This window comes from Streptomyces sp. NPDC059003 (genome assembly GCF_042740445.1).
In the GTDB taxonomy this organism is placed as follows: Bacteria; Actinomycetota; Actinomycetes; order Streptomycetales; family Streptomycetaceae; genus Streptomyces.
On the sequence record NZ_JBHYJH010000087.1, the window covers coordinates 15,349 to 39,727 of the forward strand.

Here is a 24,379-nt window from a genome sequence, read left to right on the forward strand (position 1 = left end):
CGTCCCGCTCCGGCCCCTGGCGGTGTCACTGCCGTCTGGTAGGAATTGGGCTGTGAGCAGCGAGAACGGTTCGGCGGGTGACGGGGGAGTGCCTGAGCAGCTTGCGCTGATCCGGGAGAGTGTGCGGAAGGCCAAGGCGCCGAAGGCGAAGCCGCGTACGTGGCGGGGGGCCGCGCTCGCCAAGGAGTTGCCGGTGGCGCGGGTCGTGGTGGACAAGGGGGTGCTGCACCTCGACCGGTACTTCGACTACGCGGTGCCCGAGGACCTCGACGAGGCCGCGCAGCCCGGGGTGCGGGTGCGGGTGCGGTTCGGCGCCGGGTCGCGGAACGTGCGGGAGGGGCGGCGCGAGGGCGGCGGGCTCATCGACGGGTTCATCGTCGAGCGCGTCGCGGAGACGGACTACTCCGGGCCGCTGGCCGCGCTCGCGCAGGTCGTGTCGCCGGAGCCCGTCCTCGACGGGGAGCTGCTCGGGCTCGCGCGAGCGGTGGCCGACCGGTACGCGGGCAGCCTCGCCGACGTGCTGCAGCTCGCGATCCCGCCGCGGCACGCCCGCGCCGAGTCCCGCCCCTCGCCGCCCGCGCCCCCGCCGCCCCCGGTGCCGGACGCCGGGTCGTGGCGGAGGTACGCGCGCGGGGCCGAGTTCGTCGCGGAGCTCGCGGCGGGCGGGGCGCCGCGGGCCGTGTGGACCGCGTTGCCGGGTCCGCAGTGGGCCGACGAGATCGCCCGGGCCGTGCAGGCGACGCTCGCGTCGGGGCGCGGCGCGCTCGTCGTCGTACCGGCGGGGCGGCCCGCCGCGCGCGTGGACGCGGCGCTGCGGGTGCTGCTCGGCGAGGGGCAGCACGCGCTCCTGACCGCCGACGCCGGACAGGAGCGCCGGTACCGGGAGTGGCTGGCCGTGCGGCGCGGATCCGTGCGGGCCGTCGTCGGGACCCGGGCCGCGATGTTCGCGCCCGTGCGGAATCTCGGCCTCGTCGTCGTGTGGGACGACGGCGACGGCAGCCACGGCGATGAGAACGCTCCGTTCCCGCATGTGCGGGAGGTGCTCGAACTGCGGGCCTCGCGCGACAAGTGCGGGTTTCTGCTGGGGAGTTGGAGCTGCACCGTCGAGGCCGCGCAGCTGGTCGAGAGCGGGTGGGCGGCGCCGATCGGCGCGGATCGCGAGCAGGTGCGGGCCGCCGCGCCGCTGGTGCGGACCGTGGGGGACGGGGACCTCGCGCGCGACGAGGCGGCGCGGGCGGCCCGGCTGCCCTCCCTCGCCTGGCGGACCGCCCGGGAGGGCCTGAAGCACGGCCCGGTCCTCGTGCAGGTGCCCCGGCGTGGCTACGTACCGCGTCTTGCCTGCGAGCGGTGCCGGGAGCCCGCGCGCTGTCGGCACTGCGCCGGACCGCTCGAAGCGCGGGACGCGGGCGCTCTGGTGTGCGGCTGGTGCGGGCGCGACGAGGCCGCCTGGCACTGTCCGGAGTGCGGTGCCTTCCGGCTGCGCGCGCAGGTCGTGGGGGCGCGGCGCACCGCGGAGGAGCTGGGGCGGGCGTTCCCGGCGGTGCCGGTGCGGACCTCCGGGCGCGAGCAGGTGCTCGACACGGTGGGGGGTGCCCCCGCCCTCGTGGTGAGCACGCCGGGGGCGGAGCCGGTGGCCGAGGGCGGCTATGCGGCCGCGCTGCTGCTCGACGGGTGGGCGATGCTCGGGCGGCCCGACCTGCGGGCGGGCGAGGACGCGCTGCGGCGTTGGATCGGGGCGGCCGCGCTGGTCCGTGACCAGGGGGCGGGCGGCACCGTGGTGATCGTCGCCGAGCCGACGCTGCGGCCCGTGCAGGCGCTGGTGCGGTGGGATCCGGTGGGGCACGCGGTCCGGGAGCTGTCGGAGCGGGCGGAGCTCGGGTTTCCGCCGGTGTCGCGGATGGCGGCGGTGGCCGGGCCTGCGGAGGCGCTTGCCGACTTCCTCGCCCGGGTCGAACTGCCTGCGGACGCCGAGGTGTTGGGGCCGGTGCCGATGGCTCCCGTGGAGGCGGGGCGGGGGCGGCGGGCCAGTGATCCGCCGCCTGGGGAGCGGTGGGAGCGGGTGTTGGTGCGGGTGCCGCCCGGGAGTGGGGCGGTGTTGGCTCGGGCGTTGAAGGCCGCGCAGGCCGCGCGGATGGCGCGGGGGGTGGGGGTGCAGCAGGCTGTTCGGGTGCGGATTGATCCGGCGGATATTGGGTGACGGTGGGGGTTCCTCGCGGGGGCGCCCCTGACCCGCCCCTTCCCGGAACTAGGGGCTCCGCCCCTAGGACCCCTTTTTTCCGCGCTTCGCGCTTGTCCTCAAACGCCGGACGGGCTGGGTGGATCGCCGGTACGGCTGGGTGGATCGCCGGTGCGGGCGTGCATAGGGGCATACGGCTGCCCCCTGCCCGTCGGTGTGGGCAGGGGGCAGCCGTGGGGGTCAGCCGTTGCGCGGGCCGGGGAAGGCGCCCGGCCGGACGTCGTCGCGGAGGGCGGGGCTGCCCGCGGTCGGCTGGGTCGGCATGGCGCGGGCCGCGGGGACGGACGGGAGCGTGGTGCCCACGGGGACCGGTCGTGCGGCGGGGGTCGGCTCGGTCGCGCGGTCCGGCTCGGCGGCCGTGGTCTGCGCCGTGGTGCGGCGGGCGCCGTACCGGCGGTGCACCGCCTGCTTGGTGACGCCGAGCGCGGAGCCCACCGCGTCCCACGAGAAGCCGAGGGAGCGGTCGAAGTCGACCGCGGCGGTCACCAGTGTCTCGACGCTGTCCCGCAGTTCCTGGGCGAGGCGGACGGTCGGGGCGGGTGCGCGCCCGTACACGACGAAGCCCGCGGAGGGGCTGGAGCGGCGCGGGCGGTAGACGTTGCCGAGCTGGGCGGTGAGGGTGCGCAGTGCGTCCACCTGCCGGCGGACCCGCTCGATGTCCCGCACCAGGAGGTGCAGGCTGGCCCGTGCCTGGGCGTCGTGGGTTGCGTGGTCGGCCATGAACAAGCCTCTCGAACCGGCGTTGAGTGATCGGGGTTGATGGAGTTGTAGGGAGGGGGAGGAGAGGGAAAGGGGGGGAGGGGGGTGGAGGGGGAGTGGATGGGGTGCGTGGGGACGGGGAGGGTGGTCGGCGGGACGTATCTGCGTGCTGGATTCGTGGTGCGTGGGGGAACCGGCGGGCCGGTGTGGGGGGTTGCCTGTGCGGTGAATGAGGAGCGGGCCGCGTGTGCGGCCCGTTGTGGTCAACTTTTTCTTGACCAACGCGCTACGTCGTGAGGGGTCACGGTCCCGGGGCGTATGTGCATATGCGCAGGGCGCACGGCTCTGCGTACGCCCCCGGGACGCTTCCCGGTACGGCCCGCGCCCCGGCGGGGAGGCGGCCCATAGACTGGTGCGTCGCCGTCCACGCCCGGCGCGTCGCCGCCGACCGACAGCCGCCGCCGACCCCCAGAAATCCGAGGTACCACCCAGTGAAGCTGGTCTTCGCAGGCACCCCCGAGGTCGCCGTCCCCGCCCTGGACGCCCTGATCGCCTCCGGCAGGCACGAGGTCGCCGCCGTCGTGACGCGCCCCGACGCCCCCGCGGGCCGGGGCCGCAGGCTGGTCGCGAGCCCGGTGGCCGAGCGCGCGGAGGAGGCCGGGATCGAGGTCCTGAAGCCCGCGAAGCCGCGCGACCCGGAGTTCCTCGACCGGCTGCGGGAGATCGCGCCGGACTGCTGCCCGGTCGTCGCCTACGGCGCGCTCCTGCCGAAGGTGGCCCTCGACGTGCCGGCCCGCGGCTGGGTCAACCTGCACTTCTCGCTGCTGCCCGCCTGGCGCGGCGCCGCCCCCGTGCAGCACTCGATCATGGCGGGCGACGAGATCACCGGCGCCTCCACCTTCCTCATCGAGGAGGGCCTGGACTCGGGGCCGGTGTACGGCACGGTCACCGAGGCGGTCCGGCCCACCGACACCAGCGGTGACCTGCTGACCCGGCTCGCGTTCGCGGGCGCGGGGCTGCTTGCGGCGACGATGGACGGCATCGAGGACGGGACGCTGACCGCCCTGCCCCAGCCCGCCGACGGCATCAGCCTCGCCCCGAAGATCACCGTCGAGGACGCGCGGGTCGACTGGGCGGCCCCGGCGCTCCGCGTGGACCGCGTGGTGCGCGGCTGCACGCCCGCGCCCGGCGCGTGGACCGTCTTCCGCGGCGAGCGCCTGAAGCTGATCCAGGCCGTGCCGGTCCCGGACCGCACCGACCTCGCGCCCGGCGAGCTGTCGGTCGGCAAGAAGAACCTGTACGTCGGCACGGGCTCGTACGCCGTGGAGCTGCTGTGGGTCCAGGCACAGGGCAAGAAGCCGATGGCCGCGGCGGACTGGGCGCGTGGGGTGCGGATCGCTCCGGGGGAGCGGGTCGGCTCGTAGCGCCGTCGTTGTGGGGCGGTGGTCCCCGGGGAGGGTCGGCGCGTGGTGCCGTCGTCGCCGGGCGGGGGCCGGGCGGCGGGTGGGTCGGGGGCGGCCGACGTAGGCTGGGTGGGTTCGGCGCACGCGGGGTACTCGCGTACGCCGACGCGCACCCACGCTCGTACCCCTCAGCGGAGCACCTTTGAACGACAAGGCCACACGCCGTCCCCGCAAGCCCGGCAAGCCCTACCGCCGACCGCAGAAGGACCCCGTCCGCTTCCTCGCCTTCGAGGCGCTGCGGGCCGTGGACGAGCGCGACGCGTACGCGAACCTCGTGCTGCCGCCGCTGCTGCGCAAGGCCCGCGAGGGCGGGGACTTCGACGCGCGGGACGCGGCGCTCGCCACCGAGCTCGTCTACGGGACGCTGCGCAGGCAGGGCACGTACGACGCGATCGTCGCCGCCTGCATCGACCGGCCGCTGCGCGAGGTCGACCCGCCCGTGCTCGACGTGCTCAACATGGGCGTGCACCAGCTCCTCGGCACGCGCATCCCGTCGCACGCCGCGGTGTCCGCGTCCGTGGAGCTGGCGCGCGTGGTGCTCGGCGACGGGCGGGCCAAGTTCGTCAACGCCGTCCTGCGCAAGGTCGCCCAGGACGACCTCGACGGCTGGCTCGCCAAGGTCGCGCCGCCGTACGAGGACGACCCGGAGGACCATCTGGCCGTCGTGCACTCGCACCCGCGCTGGGTCGTCTCGGCCCTGTGGGACTCGCTCGGCGGCGGCCGCGCGGGCATCGAGGACCTGCTCGCAGCCGACAACGAACGGCCCGAGGTGACCCTGGTCGCCCGGCCCGGGCGGACGACGGCCGACGAGCTGCTCGACGCGCTCGGCGAGCAGGCGGCCGCGGGCCGCTGGTCGCCGTACGCCGTCCGGCTCGCCGAGGGCGGTGAGCCCGGGCGGCTCGACGCCGTGCGCGAGGGGCGCGCGGGCGTCCAGGACGAGGGCAGCCAGCTCGTGGCGCTCGCACTCGCGAACGCGCCGGTCGAAGGGCCCGACACGAAGTGGCTCGACGGGTGCGCAGGCCCCGGCGGCAAGGCCGCCATGCTCGCCGGGCTCGCCGCCGAGCGCGGCGCGACGCTGCTCGCCGCCGAGAAGCAGCCGCACCGGGCCCGGCTCGTCGGCAACGCCCTGGCCGGAAACCCCGGCCCGTACCAGGTGATCGCCGCCGACGGCACCCGTCCGCCGTGGCGTCCCGGCAGCTTCGACCGCGTCCTGATGGATGTGCCCTGCACGGGGCTCGGCGCGCTGCGGCGGCGCCCGGAGGCGCGGTGGCGGCGCAGGCCCGAGGACCTGGAGGGGTTCGCGCCGCTGCAACGTGCGCTGCTGCACAGCGCGTTGGAGTCCGTGCGGGTCGGCGGCGTCGTCGGGTACGCCACGTGTTCGCCGCACCTCGCGGAGACGCGGGCCGTCGTGGACGACGTGATGAAACAGCGGGGTGCGGGCGTCGAACTGGTCGACGCGCGGCCGCTGTTCGAGGGGGTGCCGGGGCTCGGCGACGGGCCTGATGTGCAGTTGTGGCCGCATGTGCACGGCACCGATGCGATGTATCTGGCGGTCATTCGGCGGGTGGGGTGAGCGGGTGCCGGGAGGTGCCCTAGGCCGTTCCTTGCCGAACCAGGGGGGCTCCGCCCCCCTGGACCCCCCTTCTTTCCGCGCTTCGCGCTCGTCTTCAAACGCCGGACGGGCTATGAGTATCCGCAAACTCCTTGCTTGACGGTTCCTCGTGGTGGGACAGGGTGTGGGGCCACCAGATCCTGGGGCCCGCGTCCAGGAACAGGGACGTGACCAGGACGGAGCGGACGATGAAGGTGTCCAGGAGGACGCCCAGGGCGACCGCGAAGCCTATTTCCACGAAGGGGACCATCGGGATCGTGCCGAGGACGGCGAACGTGCCCGCGAGGACCAGGCCCGCCGACGTGATGACCGCGCCGGTCGCGGCGAGGCCGGTGAGGACGCCGGGGCGGGTGGCCCGGAGGCCCGCCTCCTCGCGGATGCGGGTCGTGAGGAAGATGTTGTAGTCGATGCCCAGGGCCACGAGGAACACGAACACGAAGAGGGGGAAGTCGGTGCCCTCTCCGGGGAAGTCGAAGACGTGGCGGAAGACGAGCGCGCTGATGCCGAGGGCCGCGGAGAACGACAGGATGACCGTGGCGATCAGCAGGAGCGGGGCGACGATCGCGCGCAGCAGGAGCGCCAGGATCAGGAGCACCACGAGCAGCACGAGCGGGATGACGACCTTGTCGTCGTGAATGGTCGCCTTGTCCATGTCGCGTAGCGTCGCCGTGCCGCCGCCGACCTTCGCGTCCGCGTCCGGCACGTCGTGCACGGCGTCACGGACCCGGGCGACGGTGTCCTTGGCCGCCCGGCTGTCGGACGGGTCGGTGAGGGTCGCCTCGAAGAGGATCTTGCCGTCGTGTTCGGGCTTCGTGCCCGGGGGCGTGGCGATGCTCTCCGGGCTGACGCCGCGGGTCCCGGCCACGGCACGGCGGACCTCGTCGCCCTGCGCCTTGTTCGCGAGGACGACCAGCGGGTCGCCGGTGCCCGCGGGGAAGTACTCCGCCTTGACCTCCTGACCCGTGATCGATTCGGGCTTGTCGATGAACGCGTCGTTGTTGCTGACGCCCTCCGCGCGCAGCTGGACCAGGCCGACGGCCAGGGCGGCGAGGGTCACCGACGTGAGCACCCAGGTCATGCGGGGACGGCGCGCGATGCGGCGCCCGGTGCGGGCCCACACGCCCTTCTCCGCCGGGTCCGCGGAGCCGTAGTGCGGGATCTGCGGCCAGAACAGCCAGCGGCCGAAGATCACCAGCAGGGCGGGGAACAGCGAGAGCATCGCGACCAGGGCGACCGCGATGCCGATGGCGGCGACGGGGCCGAGGCCGCGCGTGGAGCTCATCTCGGCCGTGAGCAGGACCAGCATGCTCAGGACGACGGTCGCGCCCGACGCGATGACGGCGGGGCCCGCCCGGTGCAGGGCGAGGGCCATCGCCTCGTGCCGGTCCTCGTGGCGGCGCAGCTCCTCGCGGTAGCGGGCGACCAGGAGCAGCGCGTAGTCCGTGCCCGCGCCGAAGACGAGCACCGTGAGGATGCCCTGGCTCTGGCCGTTGACCGTCAGATCGGCGTGCCGGGCGAGCAGGTAGATCAGCGCCTGCGCGCCGAACAGCGACACGAGCACCGAGATCAGCGGGATGCACAGGAGCACCGGGCTGCGGTACGTGATCAGCAGGGCCACGACGACGACGGCGCCCGCCGCGAGCAGCAGCGTCGAGTCGATCTCGGCGAAGGCCTCCGCGAAGTCGGCGCTCACCCCGGCCGTGCCCGTGATGTACACGTCCAGTCCGTCGCTGCTCTTGCCCACGGCGCCGCGGACGTCGTCGACGGCGTCCGGCAGGTCCGTCCAGGTGTCGTTGTTCATCGTGAGCGGCACGTACACCTGGGCGGCCTGGGCCTCGCCGCCCTTCTTGTCGTACGCGGGGCCGCGGGTCTCGTCGCCGCGGATCCAGTGCGCGCGCAGCTGCTTCACGCCGCGCACGCCCTCGTCGATCCGCTCGCGGTCCCGCGCCGTCAGCGGGCCGTCCTCCCGCGCGTACACGACCACCATGGGCATGCTCTCGGGCCTGAACTCCTCGGAGGCGTGCAGGACTTGGGTGGACTCCGCGGAGTGCGGCACCCAGGACGAGGTGGTGTTGTCCTGCTCGTCGGAGAGCTTCTGCGCGAACGGCGCCGCGAGGACGAGGACGACTATCCAGAAGCCGAGCACCAGCCACTTGGTCCGCGGCCCGCAGACCAGCCAGGCCACTCCGCTGTGCGGGCGCCGCTTCCGGTCCGGCGCGGCCGTCCGGGTCTGCCGCGTCGTCGGCTCCTGCGGTGTTTCCTGCGTCTGCTCGGTCTGCTGCGTCTTCCGGGATTTTGGCGTCCTTGGCATAGCCGCCCCCTGCCGCCCCGCGCGCTGCCGGTGGACGGACAGCATGGCACGCGGTGTGCGGGCGCGGGAGGTCGCCTCGGGCCGGGGAGCGGGCGCGCGGGACCGGGGCGGGCCACCGTCGCGAGGCATGGCAGGCTTGGGGCATGGCCGCGCAGATCAACCCCAGCATCCTGTCCGCAGACTTCGCCCGCCTCGCCGAAGAGGCGAAGGCCGTGGACGGCGCAGACTGGCTCCATGTCGACGTCATGGACAACCACTTCGTACCGAACCTCACCCTCGGGGTGCCGGTCGTAGAGTCCCTGGCACGGGCGACGGACACGCCTCTGGACTGCCACCTCATGATCGAGGACCCCGATCGCTGGGCCCCGCAGTACGTAGAAGCGGGTGCCGGATCCGTCACGTTCCACGCGGAGGCGGCGGCGGCGCCGGTGCGCCTCGCGCGCGAGATCCGCGCGAAGGGGGCGCGCGCCTCCATGGCGCTGAAGCCCGCGACCCCCATCGAGCCGTACGAGGACATCCTTTCCGAGCTCGACATGCTGCTGATCATGACCGTCGAGCCCGGCTTCGGTGGCCAGGCCTTCCTCGACATCATGCTGCCCAAGATCCGCCGCACCCGTGAGCTGATCGGCAAGCACGGGCTCGAGCTGTGGCTGCAGGTCGACGGCGGAGTCTCGGCTTCCACCATCGAGCGCTGCGCCGAGGCGGGTGCGGACGTCTTCGTCGCCGGGTCCGCGGTCTATGGAGCGGAGGACCCCGCTCAGGCGGTACGTGCACTGCGCACCCAGGCCGAGTCCGCTACGGCGTCCGCCGCATGGGCATGCGGCCACTGAGCCACGGCTCGGCCACGGGAACGTGAACGGGACCGAGGAGGGCTGATCAAGTACTCCGGATCTGCAAGGATGAACAGCGAATCCAGGTGTACGAATGTTGTGAACAGCAGTGAGGAGAGCACCGTGTCGGCCATGTCGGCGGGTCGGTCAGCCATGCGGATGGGACCCGCGGAGCTGGTGCAGGCGGCGGCCATGGCCCGCCGCTTCTACCTCGAGGGCAAGTCCAAGATCCAGATCGCCGAGGAGTTCGGCGTCAGCCGCTTCAAGGTGGCGAGGGTCCTGGAGACCGCACTCGAGCGTGACCTTGTACGGATCGAGATCCGCGTGCCCGCGGAGCTGGACGCCGAGCGCTCGGACGCGCTGCGCGCCCGCTACGGCCTCCGGCACGCCGTCGTCGTCGAGTCGCCGACCCCCACCGACGACACCGAGGAGTCGCCCGACCCGGAGAACCTCGGCGAGGTCGCGGCCGGGCTGCTCGGCGAGCTCGTCGCCGAGGGCGATGTGCTCGGCCTCGCCTGGGGCCGTTCGACCATCAACATGGCGGCGGCCCTGGAGGCGCTGCCGCCGTGCACGGTCGTGCAGCTGACCGGCGTGTACGACGCGGGGACCGCCGAGCGCGGCTCCGTCGAGGCCGTCCGGCGCGCCGCGCAGGTCTCCGGCGGCGACGCCCACCCCATCTACGCGCCGATGCTCCTGCCCGACGCGGCGACCGCCGCCGCGCTGCGCCACCAGACCGGGATCGCCCGCGCCTTCGAGTACTTCGACAAGGTGACGGTCGCCGCGGTGTCCATCGGCTCGTGGGAGCCCGGCATCTCCACGGTCCACGACATGCTCACGGACGAGGAGCGCGCCCACTACGCCTCGCTCGGCGTCGCCGCCGAGATGTCCGCGCACCTCTTCGACGCGGAGGGCCGCCGGGTCGGCCGGGATCTCGGCGAGCGCTGCATCACCGTCGAGGCGGACCGGCTGCGCCGCATCCCGGAGGTCGTCGCGATCGCCGGGGGAGCGCGCAAGGCGGCGGCGATCGACGCGGTGCTCCGCTCGGGCCTGGTGACGAGCCTGGTCACGGACACGGCCGCGGCCGACCAGCTCCTGGCCGCGGGCCCCGCCCCGCGTCCGGCGCTCGACCGGGCCGACCCGGACGGGGACTGACCGGGACGGGGCCGACCCGGACGGGAACTGTCCTGGGCGGGGCTGATCCGGACGGGGACTGTCGTGGACGGGGCTGATCCGGACGGGGACTGTCGTGGGCGGGGCTGGCCCGGTCGGTGGTTGTCCTGGACAGGGCTGACCGGGACGAAGACTGACCAGGACGGGGCTGACCCGGACAGGAACTGTCCTGGACGGGGATTGTCCTGGGCGGGATTGATCCCGACGGGACTGCTCCTGGCGGTGCTGGCCCGGGCCGGTGCTGACCCGGCGCGGCGCTGCGGGGGCGGCCGTTCGGACGCGGGCGCGCGCCCGTGCGCGGGGGCTGTGGCAGCATCAGGACCATGATCTTCCGGTCCGGCGGCCGCGCGCTGTGTGCCCTTCTGGTCTGCCTCGCGGTGCTCGTCACGGGCTGCGGCGGCGGCGAGCGGGACAGCGGCGGGCGTGCGGCCCCCGCCACGGCCACGCCCGACTGGGCGCGCGGCATGCCGACCGTCGCGGTCGCGGCACTGCCCGCCGAGGCCCGGCGGACCCTGGAGCTCATCGACCGGGGCGGGCCCTTCCCGTACGCCAAGGACGGCACCGTCTTCGGCAACTTCGAGGGCGAGCTGCCGCGCCGGGCCCGCGGCTACTACCACGAGTACACCGTCCGTACGCCGGGGGAACGCGGCCGCGGAGCACGGCGCCTCGTCACCGGCCGCGAGGACGAGCTCTACTACACGGACGACCACTACGCGTCGTTCAAGGCGGTGCTGAGATGACGGAGGCGAAGGCACGATGACCACCGACGAGGCGGGCGGGCCGCTCGCGCCGGTGCTCGACGCCGTGCGCGGCACCGGCTGGACCACCCTCGCGCTCGACCTGAGCGGCGTGCGCGACAAGGCCGCCTTCATGGACCGGTGCGCCGCCGCCCTGGCGCTGCCCGGCTGGTTCGGGCGCAACTGGGACGCACTCGCCGACTGCCTCACGGACCTGTCGTGGGCGCCGCCCGCACCCGGCCGGCTCGTGGTCGTGTCCGCCTGGCAGGACTACGCGCAGGCGGCGCCGTACGACTGGGAGACCGCGCAGGAGGTCTTCGCGTCGGCGGTCGCGTACTGGCGGGACCAGGACACGGCGCTGGAGGTCGTGCTCGCCCTGGGGCCGTCGGTCTGACGGCACGGGGACGTATCAGGGGCTCGGCGGAGCCCCATCGGGGACACCACGGGGGGACCAGGGGATGGAACTGTACGGGCGCGACGCGGAGCGGGCCGCCGTCGACGAACTGCTCGATGGGGCGAGGAAGCAGCGCGGCGGCGTGCTCGTCGTCCGCGGCGAGGCCGGGATCGGCAAGACGGCCCTGCTCGACCACGCCGCCGACCGCGCGACGGACCTGCGGGTGCTGCGCGGCACCGGCATCGAGTCCGAGTCCGAGCTGGCCTACGCGGGCCTGCACCTGCTGCTCGGCCCCTACACCGACCGGCTCGGCGCCCTGCCCGCGCCCCAGGCACGGGCGCTGCGGGCGGCGTTCGGGATGACGGACGCCACGGACGCCGTGGCGGAGGCGGGCGGTGACACGGGGCAGGGGGCGGCGCCCGACCGGTTCCTCGTCGGGCTCGCCGCGCTCTCGCTGCTCGGCGAGATCAGCGAGGAGCGGCCCCTGCTGGTGCTCCTCGACGACGCCCAGTGGCTCGACCAGGCGTCCGCGGAGGCGCTGCTGTTCGCCGCGCGGCGGCTCGGCTCCGATCCCGTCGCGCTGGTCTTCGCCGTCCGGGACGGGCATCCGTTCCCCGCGACCGGCCTCGCCGAACTGCGGCTCACGGGGCTCGACGAGGGCGCGGGCACGCGCCTGCTGCACCAGCACGCCGACGGGCTCCCCGGCCACGTACGCACCCTGATCCTCCAGGAGGCGCACGGCAACCCGCTCGCCCTGCTCGAACTGCCCGCCGCGCTCAGCGCCGCACAGCGCTCGGGCGAGCTGCACGCCGACTTCTTCCACCTCGGCGCCAAAGCCGTCTCCGAACGCATCGAGCGGACCTTCCTCGGCCGTGTGCGCGCCCTGCCCGCCAAGGCCCAGGATCTGCTCGTGGTCGCCGCCGCCGAGGGCACCGGCGAGCTGAGCGCCGTCCTCGACGCCGGAAAGGCCCTGGACGCCACGCCCGACGACCTGGCCGCCGCCGAGGAGAGCCGCCTGATCCGGGTGGCCGACGGGCGGCTCGCCTTCACCCATCCGCTGGTCCGCTCCGCCGTCTACCGCGCGGCGCCGCTCGCCCTGCGGACGGCCGCGCACCACGCCCTGGCCGCGGCCACCACCGCCGACCGCCGCGCCTGGCACCGGGCGGCCGCCGCGACCCGGCCCGACGAGAGCGTCGCCGCCGACCTGGAACGCACCGCCGAGGACGCCCGCCGCCGCGGCGGCCGCCAGGCCGAGGCCGCCGCGTACGAACGCGCCGCCGACCTGTCGCCCGGCGACGAGCAGCGCGCCCGGCGCCTCGCCGCCGCGGCCGAGGCCGTCGAGAACGCGGGCCGGCAGGAGCGCGCCGCGGACCTCGCGGACCGGGCCGCCGCGCACCCCCACGACCCGGTGACCCGCGCCCGGCTCGCCCGCATCCGCGCCACCGCCGCGAACGCCAGGGGCGAGCAGCGGGCGGCGCACGCGCTCCTGGTCGACGCCGCGGTGGAGGTCGGGCCGCACGACGCGCAGGCCGCCGCGTTCATGTTCCTGGACGCGATGTCCGCCGCCTGGGCGGTCAACGACCCGGGCATGATCGCGCAGACCTCGGCCCGGCTCGCCGCCCTTGACCCGCCGTCGGCGGTCGCGCCGCTGTTCACCGCGGTCGAGGGCCTGGCGGCCGTGGCGCTCGGCGACCCGGCCCGCGGCCTGCCCGCGGTGCGCGCCCTGGTCGATCCCGCCACCGCAGCGGTGCGCGGGGCCGGACCGTGGGAACGCGCGAGCACGCACTGGTGGCACCAGCTCATCGGCGACCTCGACGCCGCGTACGACCTGGCCCGTGCCCTGGAGCGGGACTGCCGGGCCCGTGACGACATCGGGCTCATGCCCGCCGCGCTCTTCCACCTCGCGCGGGCCCAGCTGCTCCTGGGCCGCCTGCGCGACGCCACCGCGTCGGCGTCCGAGGGCGCCCGGATCGCGGAGGACACCGCGCAGGGCCTGTTCGCCGGGAACCTGCGCGGCGTCCTCGCGCACGTCGCCGCCGTCGAGGGCGACGAGGAGCGCTGCCGGGACCTCACCAAGCAGCTCGCCGCGCAGGGCCTGCCCATCGCGGGCGCCTGGTCGGGCGGCGCCCTCGCCCTGCTCGACCTCGGGCACGGCCGCCACGACGAGGCCCTGCACCGCCTGGAGGAGCTCTGGGCGGGGCCGCACGGTCACAGCGGCTTCGCCCTGTACGCCCTGCCCGACCTCGTCGAGAGCGCGGTGCGGGTGGGGCGGGTCGCGCGCGCCGAGGCCGCGGCCACGGCGTTCACGCGGTGGGCGGACGCCACCGGGCAGGCCTGGGCGCGGGCCGTCGCGCTGCGCTGCCGCGCCCTGCTCGCCGCCGCCGCGGACACGGACGCGGCGGAGGACCTGTACACCGAGGCCGTCCGGGCGCACCGCCACGACAACCGCCCCTTCGAGCGCGCCCGCACCGAGCTGCTGCACGGCGAGTGGCTGCGCCGCAAGCTGCGCCGCAGCGACGCACGGCCGCGGCTGCGCGCCGCCCTCGAGCTCTTCGAGGCCGTCGGCGCCGCGTCCTGGGCGGAGCGGGCCCGCGCCGAACTGCGGGCGACCGGCGAGACCCTGGCCGCCGCCGACCGCGAGCCGGGGCTCCTCGACCTGCTGACCCCGCAGGAGCTGCAGGTCGTCCGCCTCGCCGCGGAAGGGCTGAGCAACCGCGACATCGCGGCACAGCTGTTCCTCAGCCCGCGCACCGTCGGCTACCACCTCTACAAGGCCTATCCGAAGCTGGGCATCGCCTCGCGCGGGGAGCTGGCCCGGATGGACCTGGGCGGCTGAGGCGGGGCCGGTGGGACCGGCGGTGCCTGCCGGGGGTTGCCGGGGGTTGCCGATGCCTGCCGGGGGCTGCGGGGACCCGGCGTAGGACCTGCGACCGAAGCACACCAGTCACGTGACTGATTCGCTTCTTCGCGCCCCTTCCTAGCGTGTCTTGCGCGGCAACAACCGCCGCTCGTCCCCCGAAACGACCCACCAGGAAGGGGAGTCACGCCATGACGCGCTCCACTTCGTCCGCCTCCGCCTCGACCGCCTCGACCGCCGCCACCGACGCCTCGACCTCTGCCGTGTCGTCCTCGGCGCATGAGCGCGCCACGGCCGCGGCGCCGCCACCCGATCGCGTCCCGCTCAAGGCCTGGTTGGCCGTCATAGCCATGGCGCTCGGCACGTTCGCCATGCTCACCGTCGAGGCGCTGCCCGTGGGTCTGCTCACCTCCATCAGCGGCGGGCTCGACGTGTCGCGCGGTGCGGTCGGCCTGATGGTGACGCTGCCGGGCCTGGTGGCCGCGGCGACGGCGCCCGTCCTGCCCGTGCTCATCGGCCGCCTGGACCGGCGGCTCGTCCTGATCGGGCTGCTCACGCTGATGGTGGCGGCCAACGTCCTGTCGGCGACCGCGCCCGGCTTCGGCGTCCTGCTCGTCGCGCGCTTCCTCGTCGGCATCAGCATCGGCGGGTTCTGGGCGCTCGCGGCCGGCATCGCCGTACGCCTCGTGCCCGAGCGGCACATCCCGCGCGCCACCTCGCTCGTGTTCGGCGGCGCGACCGCGGCCAACGTCCTCGGCGTGCCCGCGGCGACGTTCGTCGGCGAGCTCACCGACTGGCGCGTCGCCTTCCTCGCCGTCGGCGGGCTCGGGCTCATCGTGGTCGCCGGTCTTGTGTTCCTGCTCCCGGGGATGCCCGCCACCGAGCCGGTGCGCCTGTCCGCGCTGCCCCAGCAGTTCCGCAACCGCACGGTCCGCGCCGGCGTCATCGCCACCGGCCTGCTCGTCGCCGGGCACTACGCCGCGTTCACGTTCATCAGCCCGATCCTCCAGGACACCTCCGGCGTCAGCGAGCGCCTGGTGAGCCCGCTGCTCCTGGCGTACGGCATCGCGGGCATCGCCGGAACGGTCGTCGCGGGCATCGCCGCCACGCGCAACGTCCGCGCGACGATCATCGTCATGAGCGTGGTGCTCGCCGCCGTGCTCGCGGTGTTCCCGCTGGTCGGCCGCGGGCCGGTTTCCGGAACCGTCCTGCTCGTCCTGTGGGGGCTCGCCTTCGGCGGCATCCCGGTGGCCGTGCAGACGTGGGTCCTCAAGGCCGCGCCCGACGCGACCGAGGCGGCGACCGCCCTGAACACCTCGATGTTCAACCTGGCCATCGCGTCGGGCGCGGCGCTCGGCGGCGTCATCGTCAGCGCCACCACGCTGGGCGCGGTGCTCGTCTTCGGCGCGGTCCTCAGCGCCCTGACCTCGCTCGCGGTGTGGCGCGCGAACCGGATCTAGGGCCGACCCACCGGGCAGGCCCCGGCCGGGTGACGCCGCGTACGCGATGTCGTACGCAGCGCAGTGCCGGGACAGCGGAGTGTGGCCCCCTTGGAGGATCTGACCAGGGGATTCACGGGCCGCCTGGGCGATCGTCCCAGGCGGCGCAATCCGTTCGGCGTGTGACAATGAAGTACGTGCTTTTCCCCCGGCTGTCCTGTTCGGGGGCCACCTCTGATCGACTGGGATGAGCAGCACGTGCGTTTCCTCAATGACATCCAGCCCGCGTACGACCTGACGTACGACGACGTCTTCATGGTGCCGAGGCGCTCCGCCGTGGGGTCGCGCCAGGGCGTCGACCTCGCGTCGCCGGACGGCACGGGCACCACGATCCCGCTGGTCGTCGCCAACATGACCGCGATCGCGGGCCGTCGCATGGCCGAGACCGTGGCCCGCCGCGGCGGCCTCGTCGTCATTCCGCAGGACATCCCGATCGACGTCGTCACCGAGGTCATCTCCTGGGTGAAGACGCGCCACCACGTGCTCGACACCCCGATCGTCCTCGCCCCCACGCAGACCGTCGCCGACGCCCTCGCGCTCCTTCCCAAGCGCGCCCACAACGCGGGCGTCGTCGTGGACGGCGACCACAAGCCCGTCGGCGTGGTCACCGACGCCGACCTCTCCGGCGTCGACCGCTTCACGCAGCTGTCCGAGGTCATGTCGAAGGACCTCCTGCTGCTCGACGCGGACATCGACCCGCGCGACGCGTTCAACAAGCTGGACGGCGCCAACCGCCGCTACGCCCCGGCCGTCGACAAGGACGGCCGCCTCGCGGGCATCCTCACCCGCACGGGCGCCCTGCGCGCGACGCTGTACACCCCGGCCGTGGACGCGAGCGGCAAGCTCCGCATCGCCGCCGCCGTCGGTATCAACGGTGACGTGGCGGGCAAGGCCAAGCAGCTGCTCGACGCGGGCGTCGACACGCTCGTCGTGGACACCGCGCACGGCCACCAGGAGTCGATGATCGCCGCGGTCAAGGCCGTGCGTGCCCTCGACCCGCAGGTGCCGATCGTCGCGGGCAACATCGTGGCCGCCGAGGGCGTGCGCGACCTGATCGAGGCCGGCGCCGACATCATCAAGGTCGGCGTGGGCCCCGGCGCCATGTGCACCACGCGCATGATGACCGGCGTCGGCCGCCCGCAGTTCTCCGCCGTCCTGGAGTGCGCCGCCGAGGCCAAGAAGTTCGGCAAGCACGTGTGGGCCGACGGCGGTGTCCGGCACCCGCGCGACGTCGCGATGGCGCTGGCCGCCGGCGCGTCGAACGTGATGATCGGCTCCTGGTTCGCGGGCACGTACGAGTCCCCGGGCGACCTCCAGCAGGACGCCAAGGGCCGCCTGTACAAGGAGTCCTTCGGCATGGCGTCGGCCCGCGCGGTGCGCAACCGCACGTCCGAGGAGTCCGCCTACGACCGCGCCCGCAAGGCGCTGTTCGAGGAGGGCATCTCGACCTCGCGCATGTTCCTCGACCCGGCGCGCCCGGGCGTCGAGGACCTGATCGACTCGATCATCGCGGGCGTCCGCTCGTCGTGCACGTACGCGGGCGCGGCCTCCCTGGAGGAGTTCGCCGAGAAGGCCACCGTCGGCATCCAGAGCGCCGCCGGCTACGCCGAGGGCAAGCCGCTGCACGCCAGCTGGAGCTGACGCGCTCCCAACTCATCGACGGCCCCCGCGAGTTCGCTCGCGGGGGCCGTCGGCGTTCCGCCCCGCGCCGGGAAGATCACAAACGGAATACGGATCAGCCGACGCGCGGTCTGCCGTCGCCGTGCGGACAGCCGCCGTACCGAGAACAAGCGGAATCCTCAGGGGCGGACAAAACGGACGCTACGCAACGGACGAAACGGACGGCGCAATAAAACTCCATACATCTGCCACCCGCGCAACGATCTTGTCCCGATGCGCAACGTTGCTGCATTACGGGCGGGAACCGGCCACCTCTAGAGTCAGGCGCTGTACGTGGCGTGGCGGGGACTGCCTGCTCGGTGGGTTCCCGTGTTCTGCGCGGTCCGCCGTGGGCTCCTGGCCACCGTGACCGGCAGCGATAAGGAGCCAGCCCGTGCTCGACCAGGGCGCACCCCCGCAGTCCCGCCCCCGCCCCCAGGGCGCCGGCGGCCTCGGCGGCCGAATGATGCGGCGCAAGCCGGTGGACCGCCTGGTCGCCGAGGGCGGCCAGGGCGAGGGCGGCCAGCTCCGCCGGACCCTCGGCATGTGGCAGCTGACCATGATCAGCATCGGCGCGACGCTCGGCACCGGCATCTTCGTGGTGCTCGGCGAGAGCGTCCCGAAGGCCGGCCCGGCCGTGACGATCTCCTTCGTGATCGCCGGTCTCACCGCCCTCTTCTCGGCCCTGTCGTACGCGGAACTGGCCGGCACCATCCCGGTCGCCGGCTCCTCCTACTCGTACGCGTACGCAACCATGGGCGAGCTCATCGCCTGGGTGTGCGGCTGGTGCCTGGTCCTGGAGTACGGCGTGTCGGTCGCGGCCGTCGCCGTCGGCTGGGGCGAGTACCTGAACGAGCTCCTCGACGGCACCATCGGCGTCACCATCCCGGACGCGCTCTCCGCGGCGCCCGGCGAGGTCGACGGCGCCATCATCAACCTGCCCGGCCTGATCGTCGTACTCCTCGCCATGGTCTTCCTGCTCGGCGGCGCCAAGGAGTCCGCCCGCGCCAACACGATCATGGTCATCGTGAAGATCGTGGCCCTCGTGCTGTTCTGCGCCGTCGGCTTCATGGGCTTCAAGTCCGGCAACTACTCCGACTTCATGCCGCTCGGCGTCGCCGGCGTCAGCGCCGCCGGAGCGAGCCTCTTCTTCTCGTACATCGGCTTCGACGCCGCCTCCACCGCGGGCGAGGAGGCCAAGAACCCGCAGCGCGACCTGCCCCGCGCGATCATGCTGTCGCTGATCATCGTGACCGCCCTGTACGTCCTGGTCGCGGCCGTCGCCGTCGGCGCCTGGAACTGGAAGGACTTCGAGGGCTCCGAGGCATCGCTGACCGCGATCATGAACGATGTCACCGGCCAGTCCTTCTGGGGCACGCTGCTCGCCGCCGGTGCCGTCATCTCCATCGCGAGCGTCGTCCTGACCGTGCTCTACGGCCAGACGCGCGTCCTGTTCGCCATGTCCCGCGACGGCCTGGTGCCCAAGACGTTCGCCAAGGTCAGCGGCAAGACCGGCACGCCCCGCGTGAACACCGTCATCGTGTCCCTGTTCTGCGGCGCCCTCGCCTCGGTGATCCCGCTCGGCAAGCTCGTCGACGCGACCAGCATCGGCACGCTGTTCGCCTTCGGCCTGGTCAACATCGCCGTGATCGTGCTCCGCCGCACCCGGCCCGACATGCCGCGCACCTTCCGGGTGCCGCTCGGCTGGCTCTTCCCGGTGCTCGGCTTCGGCTTCTGCGCCTACAACATGTACAACCTCGACGCGGCGACCTGGAAGGTCTTCGGTGTCTGGATGGTCGTCGGGCTCGTGTTCTACTTCCTGTACGGGATGCGCCGCTCCCGCCTGGAGACCGAGCCCGCTGCCGCGGAGGCCGCGGAGGTCTCCGCAGTGAAGTGACACGCGTGAAGCGACACGCAGAAAAGTGAACGACCCCCTGTGCGACTGAACGATCTCGACGAACGCATCGTGCACGCCCTCGCCGAGGACGCCCGCCGCTCCTACGCCGACATCGGCCAGCTCGTCGGCCTGTCCGCGCCCGCCGTGAAGCGGCGCGTGGACCGGCTGCGGGCCACCGGAGCGATCACCGGTTTCACCGTCCGGGTGGACCCGGCCGCGCTCGGCTGGGAGACCGAGGGGTTCATCGAGATCTACTGTCGCCGCAATACCTCGCCGGAGGCGATTCAGCGGGGGTTGGAGCGGTACCCCGAGATTGCGTCCGCCTCCACCGTTACCGGGGAGGCGGACGCGATCGTGCAGGTTTTCGCTGCGGATATGCGGCATTTTGAGCGGGTGCTTGAGCGGATTGCGGGGGAGCCGTTTGTGGAGCGCACCAAGTCGGTGCTCGTTCTCTCGCCGCTGATGCGGCGGTTTTCCTCCGGATCACCCGCCTAGGGGGCTGCGCGGTTCGGTTGCCTCGCGACTGCGGGTGCGTTGTGGCTGGTCGCGCAGTTCCCCGCGCCCCTTCGGGCGCTCAGTGGGCCTCGGGGTACGGGGGCTTCCACGGCGTTACCTGGAAGTCGCCCGTGCCCTTTCTGACCTTCTCGAACGGGGCCGCGCTGTTGCACTTCGTCAGGTTCTTGGTGCCGTCGGGGCCGCCCGTCGGGGACGCGGCCCAGCTGTAGCCGAGCCGGTCCTGCTTGCCCTTGCCCAGGTCGTGGACGCTGAAGCCGACGCGGCCGCCCTTCGCCCCCTTCATCCGGCCGTCGCTGGTCTCGGTGATGATGCCGGTCGCCGACGCCACCTTGCCGCCCGTCACCAGGCAGTCGATCCGGCCCTTGGCCCAGCCGCCCTTGCCGCCCGGCTTGTCCAGGTGCACGAACTTGAAGGTGCCGGTGGCCTTGTCCGGGCGCTTGACGTTCTTGGCGGCCAGGTGGGCGTCGAACGTGAAGGTCACGTCCTCCGTGGTCTTGCGGAAGAGCTTGGCCTTGCCGGTCAGCGCGGCCGCCTCCCGGGGCTCGGCCTCGGCGGCCGCGGCGTGGCGGTCCGCGGTGGGGCGCGTGATGTCCTCGCCGTTCGCGACGGCCACGCCCGCCGCGCCCGCGGTGATCAGAAGGGCGGCGCTCACGGCCAGGGCGCGGGTGCTGGAGCGGGTGAAGGCGATGCGGCTCACGGGAAGCCCTCCGTCTGTCGATTTCGGCCCGGTCGTTCCGGGTGGCTTCACGATCTCCCGGAGCGGGGTCCCGGCACGTCGGGCCCGAGGCTGCTCTCCGCTTCCCCCGCGCGGGGGAGCCGCGGGGGACCCGGATGCGCCCCAGGGCGGACACCCCGGCCACCGGGGCGGCAGGCCGTCCGTACGCGATCCCTACGCCGCCCGTACGCGACCCATACGCCCCCGCGCAACGAATCGCCGCCGAGCCCCCATGACGCGCAACGGATCGCGCGGGCAGGCGCAACGGTCATGTCTTGTCCCGTCACTCCCGCGAAACGTACCGTCTATCCGACTCACCCACCCCTTTCCCGCGTCCCCGAGGTCCGCCATGCCGCCGTTGCGCACCGCCCTGCTCCAGAGCTCGGGGCGTCCCGGCTCCGTCGCCGCCAACCTCCAGGCGCTGGACGAGGCCGCCGGGCGCGCCGCAGCGGCCGGGGCCCGGCTCCTGGTCACGCCGGAGATGTTCCTCACCGGCTACGCGATCGGCGACGACGTGCCGCGCCTCGCCGAGCCCGCCGACGGCGACGCGGCGGACGCCGTCGCCGACATCGCCGTACGCCACGGCCTCGCCGTCGCGTACGCCTACCCGGAGCGCGCCGGCGACGACGTGTTCAACTCCGTCCAGCTGATCGGCCCCGACGGCACCCGGCTCGCCAACTACCGCAAGACCCATCTCTTCGGCTGCTTCGAGCGCGACCACTTCACGCCGGGCGAGCAGGCGGTCGTCCAGGCCGACCTGGACGGCGTCCGCGTCGGCCTGATGATCTGCTACGACGTGGAGTTCCCCGAGAACGTCCGCGCGCACGCCCTCGCGGGTACCGACCTGCTGCTCGTCCCGACGGCGCAGATGCACCCCTTCCAGTTCGTGGCCGAGTCCGTGGTGCCGGTGCGCGCCTTCGAGAACCAGATGTACGTCGCGTACGTCAACCGCGTCGGCCCGGAGGGCGAGTTCGAGTTCGTCGGCCTTTCCACGCTCGCGGGCCCCGACGGGGTGGCCCGCGCCCGCGCCGGACGCGGTGACGAGCTGGTGTTCGCCGACGCCGACCCGGCGTTCCTGGCCGCGTCCCGCGAGGCCAACCCGTATCTGCGCGACCGCCGCCCCGGCCTGTACGCGTCCCTGATCTGAGCCCTCCGCACCCCCTTCTCTTCTACGTTTCACACGTTGCCGCAAGGAGTCCGTACCCCATGACGTCCACGGTGCCCACCGCTGTCCAGCACACCGACGCCCAGCCGCCCATCACCATGTTCGGGCCGGACTTCCCGTACGCGTACGACGACTTCCTCGCGCACCCGGCCGGGCTCGGGCAGATACCCGCGACCGAGCACGGCGCCGAGGTCGCCGTCATCGGCGGCGGCCTGTCCGGCATCGTGGCCGCGTACGAACTGATGAAGATGGGCCTCAAGCCCGTCGTGTACGAGGCCGACCAGATCGGCGGCCGGCTGCGCACCGTCGGCTTCGAGGGCTGCGACGAGTCCCTGACCGCCGAGATGGGCGCGATGCGCTTCCCGCCGTCCTCGACGGCGCTCCAGCACTACATCGACCTGGTGGGCCTTGAGACCCGGCCGTTCCCCAACCCCCTCGCGGAGTCCACGCCGTCGACCGTCGTCGACCTCAAGGGCGAGTCGCACTACGCCGAGACCGTCGCCGATCTGCCGCAGGTCTACCGCGACGTGGCGAAGGCGTGGAACGACTGTCTGGAGGAGGGCGCGGACTTCTCCGACATGAACCGCGCCCTGCGCGAGCGCGACGTGCCGAAGGTCCGCGAGATCTGGGCGAAGCTCGTCGAGAAGCTCGACAACCAGACCTTCTACGGCTTCCTCTGCGAGTCCGAGGCCTTCAAGTCCTTCCGGCACCGCGAGATCTTCGGCCAGGTCGGCTTCGGCACGGGCGGCTGGGACACCGACTTCCCGAACTCCATCCTGGAGATCCTGCGCGTCGTCTACACCGAGGCCGACGACCACCACCGCGGCATCGTCGGCGGCAGCCAGCAGCTGCCCCTTCGCCTGTGGGACCGCGAGCCGCAGAAGATCGTGCACTGGCCGCTCGGTACGTCCCTGAGCTCGCTGCACGACGGCGGCCTGCCGAAGCCCGCCGTGACCCGGCTGCACCGCACCGCCGGGAACCGCGTCACGGTCACGGACGCCACCGGTGACATCCGCACGTACCGGGCCGCGATCTTCACCGCCCAGTCCTGGCTGCTGCTCTCCAAGATCGAGTGCGACGACTCGCTGTTCCCCATCGACCACTGGACGGCGATGGAGCGCACCCACTACATGGAGTCCTCCAAGCTCTTCGTGCCCGTCGACCGGCCGTTCTGGCTGGACAAGGACGAGGAGACGGGCCGGGACGTCATGTCGATGACGCTCACCGACCGCATGACGCGCGGCACCTACCTGCTCGACGACGGCCCGGACAAGCCCGCCGTCATCTGCCTCTCCTACACCTGGTGCGACGACAGCCTCAAGTGGCTGCCCCTGTCGGCGAACGAGCGCATGGAGGTCATGCTCAAGTCGCTCGGCGAGATCTACCCGAAGGTCGACATCAGGAAGCACATCATCGGCAACCCGGTGACCGTGTCCTGGGAGAACGAGCCGTACTTCATGGGCGCGTTCAAGGCCAACCTGCCGGGCCACTACCGCTACCAGCGGCGCCTGTTCACGCACTTCATGCAGGACCGGCTCCCCGAGGACAAGCGCGGCATCTTCCTCGCGGGCGACGACATCTCCTGGACGGCGGGCTGGGCCGAGGGCGCCGTGCAGACCGCGCTGAACGCCGTGTGGGGCGTCATGCACCAGTTCGGCGGCGCGACGGACCCGACGAACCCCGGCCCCGGCGACCGCTACGACGAGATCGCGCCGGTGGAGCTGCCGGAGGACTGACCGCTGGGTCAGGACGGCAGCGGTGTGAGCAGCATCCGGCCCGCGAGCCCCACCGCCCCGTCCAGGCGGTCACGGAACTCCTCCGCGACTGTGGGGAGTTCCCGCAGCGCCCACAGGGCGCGCGCCGCCGACCACGCGGCGTCCCTGGCGCGCTCCAGGCTCCAGGCGCCGAGCAGATGCGTCAGCGGATCGGCGACCTGGAGGAGGTCGGGGCCGGGCATCAGCTCCTCGCGGATGCGCTCCTCCAGGGACACGAGAATGTCGCCGACCCCGTCGAACTCGTCCTCCAGGTCGGCCGGTTCACAGCCGAGGTCCCGGCAGGTGTCCACGACGGCGAGCGCCAGGTCGTGCCCGATGTGCGCGTTGATGCCCGCGAGCGCGAACTGCAGCGGTCGTACGCCCGGGTGGCGGCGCAGTTGGAACAGCGGCCGCCAGCACGAGGGCGGGCGTCGGTCGGCGGCCACCGCGTCCACCGCCGCGAGGTAGCGCTCCGCGAAGCGGACGTCCAGGGTGGCCGCGGCGTGCGCGTCCGGGAACGCGCCGGTGCCGACGTGTCGGCCGACCTCTTGAGTCACCGCCAGGTACACGCGGTTGAAGACCGCGACGCCGTCCTGGCGTGGCCAGGTTGCGTCGAGGGCACGCATGCGTGCGGCCACCGTGTCCACGTGGGGCTTCGACTGGGTCGCCATGGGGGCAGGGTGCCAGCCGGGCCCCCACGCGGGGCCCTGCCAGGCGGACGCTTACCCAGATCGAGGGACCCCACCCTGGGGGCTCCGCCCCCAGACCCCCTTCTCTCCGGCCTTCGGCCTCGTCCTCAAACGCCGGACGGGCTGATTCCCCCACCCACCCGCCCTTCCCACTGGGGCTGTCGCCCCAGACCCCC

At 73.5% G+C, this 24,379-nt stretch carries 18 protein-coding genes; 14 read left to right on the forward strand and 4 right to left on the reverse strand.

Features of this window, described 5'->3' with window-relative positions; translation table 11 throughout:
• Positions 1–52: 52 nt before the first annotated feature.
• Positions 53–2,197, forward strand: coding sequence for a primosomal protein N' (locus tag ACFWZ5_RS27120; protein ID WP_384795645.1), 2,145 nt, complete (start codon positions 53–55; stop codon positions 2,195–2,197).
• A gap of 219 nt (positions 2,198–2,416) precedes the next feature.
• On the opposite strand, the gene ACFWZ5_RS27125 is transcribed toward ACFWZ5_RS27120, so the two are convergent.
• Positions 2,417–2,956, reverse strand: a complete 540-nt coding sequence (locus ACFWZ5_RS27125) for a hypothetical protein (protein WP_384795643.1) — start codon at positions 2,954–2,956, stop codon at positions 2,417–2,419.
• Positions 2,957–3,426: 470 nt separating this feature from the next.
• Here ACFWZ5_RS27125 and fmt point away from each other — a divergent pair, with 470 nt between their 5' ends.
• Positions 3,427–4,359, forward strand: a complete 933-nt coding sequence (gene fmt, locus ACFWZ5_RS27130; protein ID WP_384795641.1) for a methionyl-tRNA formyltransferase — start codon at positions 3,427–3,429, stop codon at positions 4,357–4,359.
• A 181-nt stretch (positions 4,360–4,540) separates the two neighbouring features.
• Positions 4,541–5,971: an RsmB/NOP family class I SAM-dependent RNA methyltransferase gene (locus tag ACFWZ5_RS27135; RefSeq protein WP_384795639.1), complete on the forward strand. Its 1,431-nt coding sequence runs from the start codon at positions 4,541–4,543 to the stop codon at positions 5,969–5,971.
• Positions 5,972–6,065: 94 nt separating this feature from the next.
• Here the strand turns inward: ACFWZ5_RS27135 and ACFWZ5_RS27140 are convergent, their stop codons facing one another.
• Positions 6,066–8,321, reverse strand: a complete 2,256-nt coding sequence (locus tag ACFWZ5_RS27140) for an MMPL family transporter (RefSeq protein WP_384795637.1) — start codon at positions 8,319–8,321, stop codon at positions 6,066–6,068.
• Between the two features lie 143 nt (positions 8,322–8,464).
• Between ACFWZ5_RS27140 and rpe the strand changes: the two genes are divergently transcribed.
• The 9 genes from rpe to ACFWZ5_RS27185 all read left to right on the forward strand — a co-directional run bounded on the left by rpe (position 8,465) and on the right by ACFWZ5_RS27185 (position 19,859).
• Positions 8,465–9,151, forward strand: coding sequence for a ribulose-phosphate 3-epimerase (gene rpe / locus ACFWZ5_RS27145; RefSeq protein ID WP_384795635.1), 687 nt, complete (start codon positions 8,465–8,467; stop codon positions 9,149–9,151).
• 99 nt (positions 9,152–9,250) lie between these two features.
• Entirely contained in the window at positions 9,251–10,303 is a 1,053-nt protein-coding gene (locus tag ACFWZ5_RS27150; protein WP_384795633.1) for a sugar-binding transcriptional regulator, read from the forward strand.
• Between the two features lie 341 nt (positions 10,304–10,644).
• Entirely contained in the window at positions 10,645–11,061 is a 417-nt protein-coding gene (locus tag ACFWZ5_RS27155) for a ribonuclease domain-containing protein (RefSeq protein WP_384795631.1), read from the forward strand.
• A gap of 16 nt (positions 11,062–11,077) precedes the next feature.
• Positions 11,078–11,452 (forward strand): barstar family protein, encoded by a 375-nt coding sequence (locus tag ACFWZ5_RS27160; RefSeq protein WP_384795629.1) that lies wholly within the window; start codon positions 11,078–11,080, stop codon positions 11,450–11,452.
• 64 nt (positions 11,453–11,516) lie between these two features.
• Positions 11,517–14,288 carry an ATP-binding protein gene (locus tag ACFWZ5_RS27165; RefSeq protein ID WP_384795627.1) on the forward strand — a complete coding sequence of 924 codons (2,772 nt, stop codon included), beginning with the start codon at positions 11,517–11,519 and terminating at the stop codon, positions 14,286–14,288.
• A 212-nt stretch (positions 14,289–14,500) separates the two neighbouring features.
• Positions 14,501–15,769: an MFS transporter gene (locus ACFWZ5_RS27170; RefSeq protein ID WP_384795625.1), complete on the forward strand. Its 1,269-nt coding sequence runs from the start codon at positions 14,501–14,503 to the stop codon at positions 15,767–15,769.
• A 237-nt stretch (positions 15,770–16,006) separates the two neighbouring features.
• The gene (locus tag ACFWZ5_RS27175) at positions 16,007–17,449 is read left to right on the forward strand and encodes a GuaB1 family IMP dehydrogenase-related protein (RefSeq protein ID WP_384891347.1); all 1,443 of its coding nucleotides are present in this window, start codon (positions 16,007–16,009) and stop codon (positions 17,447–17,449) included.
• Between the two features lie 412 nt (positions 17,450–17,861).
• The gene (locus ACFWZ5_RS27180) at positions 17,862–19,364 is read left to right on the forward strand and encodes an amino acid permease (protein WP_384805404.1); all 1,503 of its coding nucleotides are present in this window, start codon (positions 17,862–17,864) and stop codon (positions 19,362–19,364) included.
• 39 nt (positions 19,365–19,403) lie between these two features.
• The gene (locus ACFWZ5_RS27185; protein WP_030360443.1) at positions 19,404–19,859 is read left to right on the forward strand and encodes an Lrp/AsnC family transcriptional regulator; all 456 of its coding nucleotides are present in this window, start codon (positions 19,404–19,406) and stop codon (positions 19,857–19,859) included.
• A gap of 79 nt (positions 19,860–19,938) precedes the next feature.
• Here the strand turns inward: ACFWZ5_RS27185 and ACFWZ5_RS27190 are convergent, their stop codons facing one another.
• Positions 19,939–20,577, reverse strand: a complete 639-nt coding sequence (locus ACFWZ5_RS27190) for a Repetin (RefSeq protein ID WP_384805406.1) — start codon at positions 20,575–20,577, stop codon at positions 19,939–19,941.
• Positions 20,578–20,953: 376 nt separating this feature from the next.
• On the opposite strand from ACFWZ5_RS27190, the gene ACFWZ5_RS27195 reads away from it, so the two are divergent.
• The gene (locus ACFWZ5_RS27195; protein ID WP_384805412.1) at positions 20,954–21,742 is read left to right on the forward strand and encodes a carbon-nitrogen hydrolase family protein; all 789 of its coding nucleotides are present in this window, start codon (positions 20,954–20,956) and stop codon (positions 21,740–21,742) included.
• 59 nt (positions 21,743–21,801) lie between these two features.
• The gene (locus ACFWZ5_RS27200; RefSeq protein WP_384805408.1) at positions 21,802–23,496 is read left to right on the forward strand and encodes a flavin monoamine oxidase family protein; all 1,695 of its coding nucleotides are present in this window, start codon (positions 21,802–21,804) and stop codon (positions 23,494–23,496) included.
• 8 nt (positions 23,497–23,504) lie between these two features.
• Here ACFWZ5_RS27200 and ACFWZ5_RS27205 read toward each other — a convergent pair whose 3' ends face one another.
• A complete protein-coding gene (locus ACFWZ5_RS27205) occupies positions 23,505–24,185 on the reverse strand; it encodes a DUF5995 family protein (protein WP_384805410.1) in 681 nt (226 codons plus the stop codon).
• Positions 24,186–24,379: the final 194 nt, after the last annotated feature.

What these genes read in the sequence shown, in the direction of transcription:
- ACFWZ5_RS27205 (WP_384805410.1), bottom strand. Translation starts at nt 24,185, where the DNA reads ATGGCGACCCAGTCGAAGCCCCACGTGGACACGGTGGCCGCACGCATG.
- ACFWZ5_RS27165 (WP_384795627.1), top strand. Translation starts at nt 11,517, where the DNA reads ATGGAACTGTACGGGCGCGACGCGGAGCGGGCCGCCGTCGACGAACTG.
- ACFWZ5_RS27140 (WP_384795637.1), bottom strand. Translation starts at nt 8,321, where the DNA reads ATGCCAAGGACGCCAAAATCCCGGAAGACGCAGCAGACCGAGCAGACG.
- ACFWZ5_RS27160 (WP_384795629.1), top strand. Translation starts at nt 11,078, where the DNA reads ATGACCACCGACGAGGCGGGCGGGCCGCTCGCGCCGGTGCTCGACGCC.
- ACFWZ5_RS27200 (WP_384805408.1), top strand. Translation starts at nt 21,802, where the DNA reads ATGACGTCCACGGTGCCCACCGCTGTCCAGCACACCGACGCCCAGCCG.
- ACFWZ5_RS27125 (WP_384795643.1), bottom strand. Translation starts at nt 2,956, where the DNA reads ATGGCCGACCACGCAACCCACGACGCCCAGGCACGGGCCAGCCTGCAC.
- ACFWZ5_RS27155 (WP_384795631.1), top strand. Translation starts at nt 10,645, where the DNA reads ATGATCTTCCGGTCCGGCGGCCGCGCGCTGTGTGCCCTTCTGGTCTGC.
- ACFWZ5_RS27170 (WP_384795625.1), top strand. Translation starts at nt 14,501, where the DNA reads ATGACGCGCTCCACTTCGTCCGCCTCCGCCTCGACCGCCTCGACCGCC.
- rpe (WP_384795635.1), top strand. Translation starts at nt 8,465, where the DNA reads ATGGCCGCGCAGATCAACCCCAGCATCCTGTCCGCAGACTTCGCCCGC.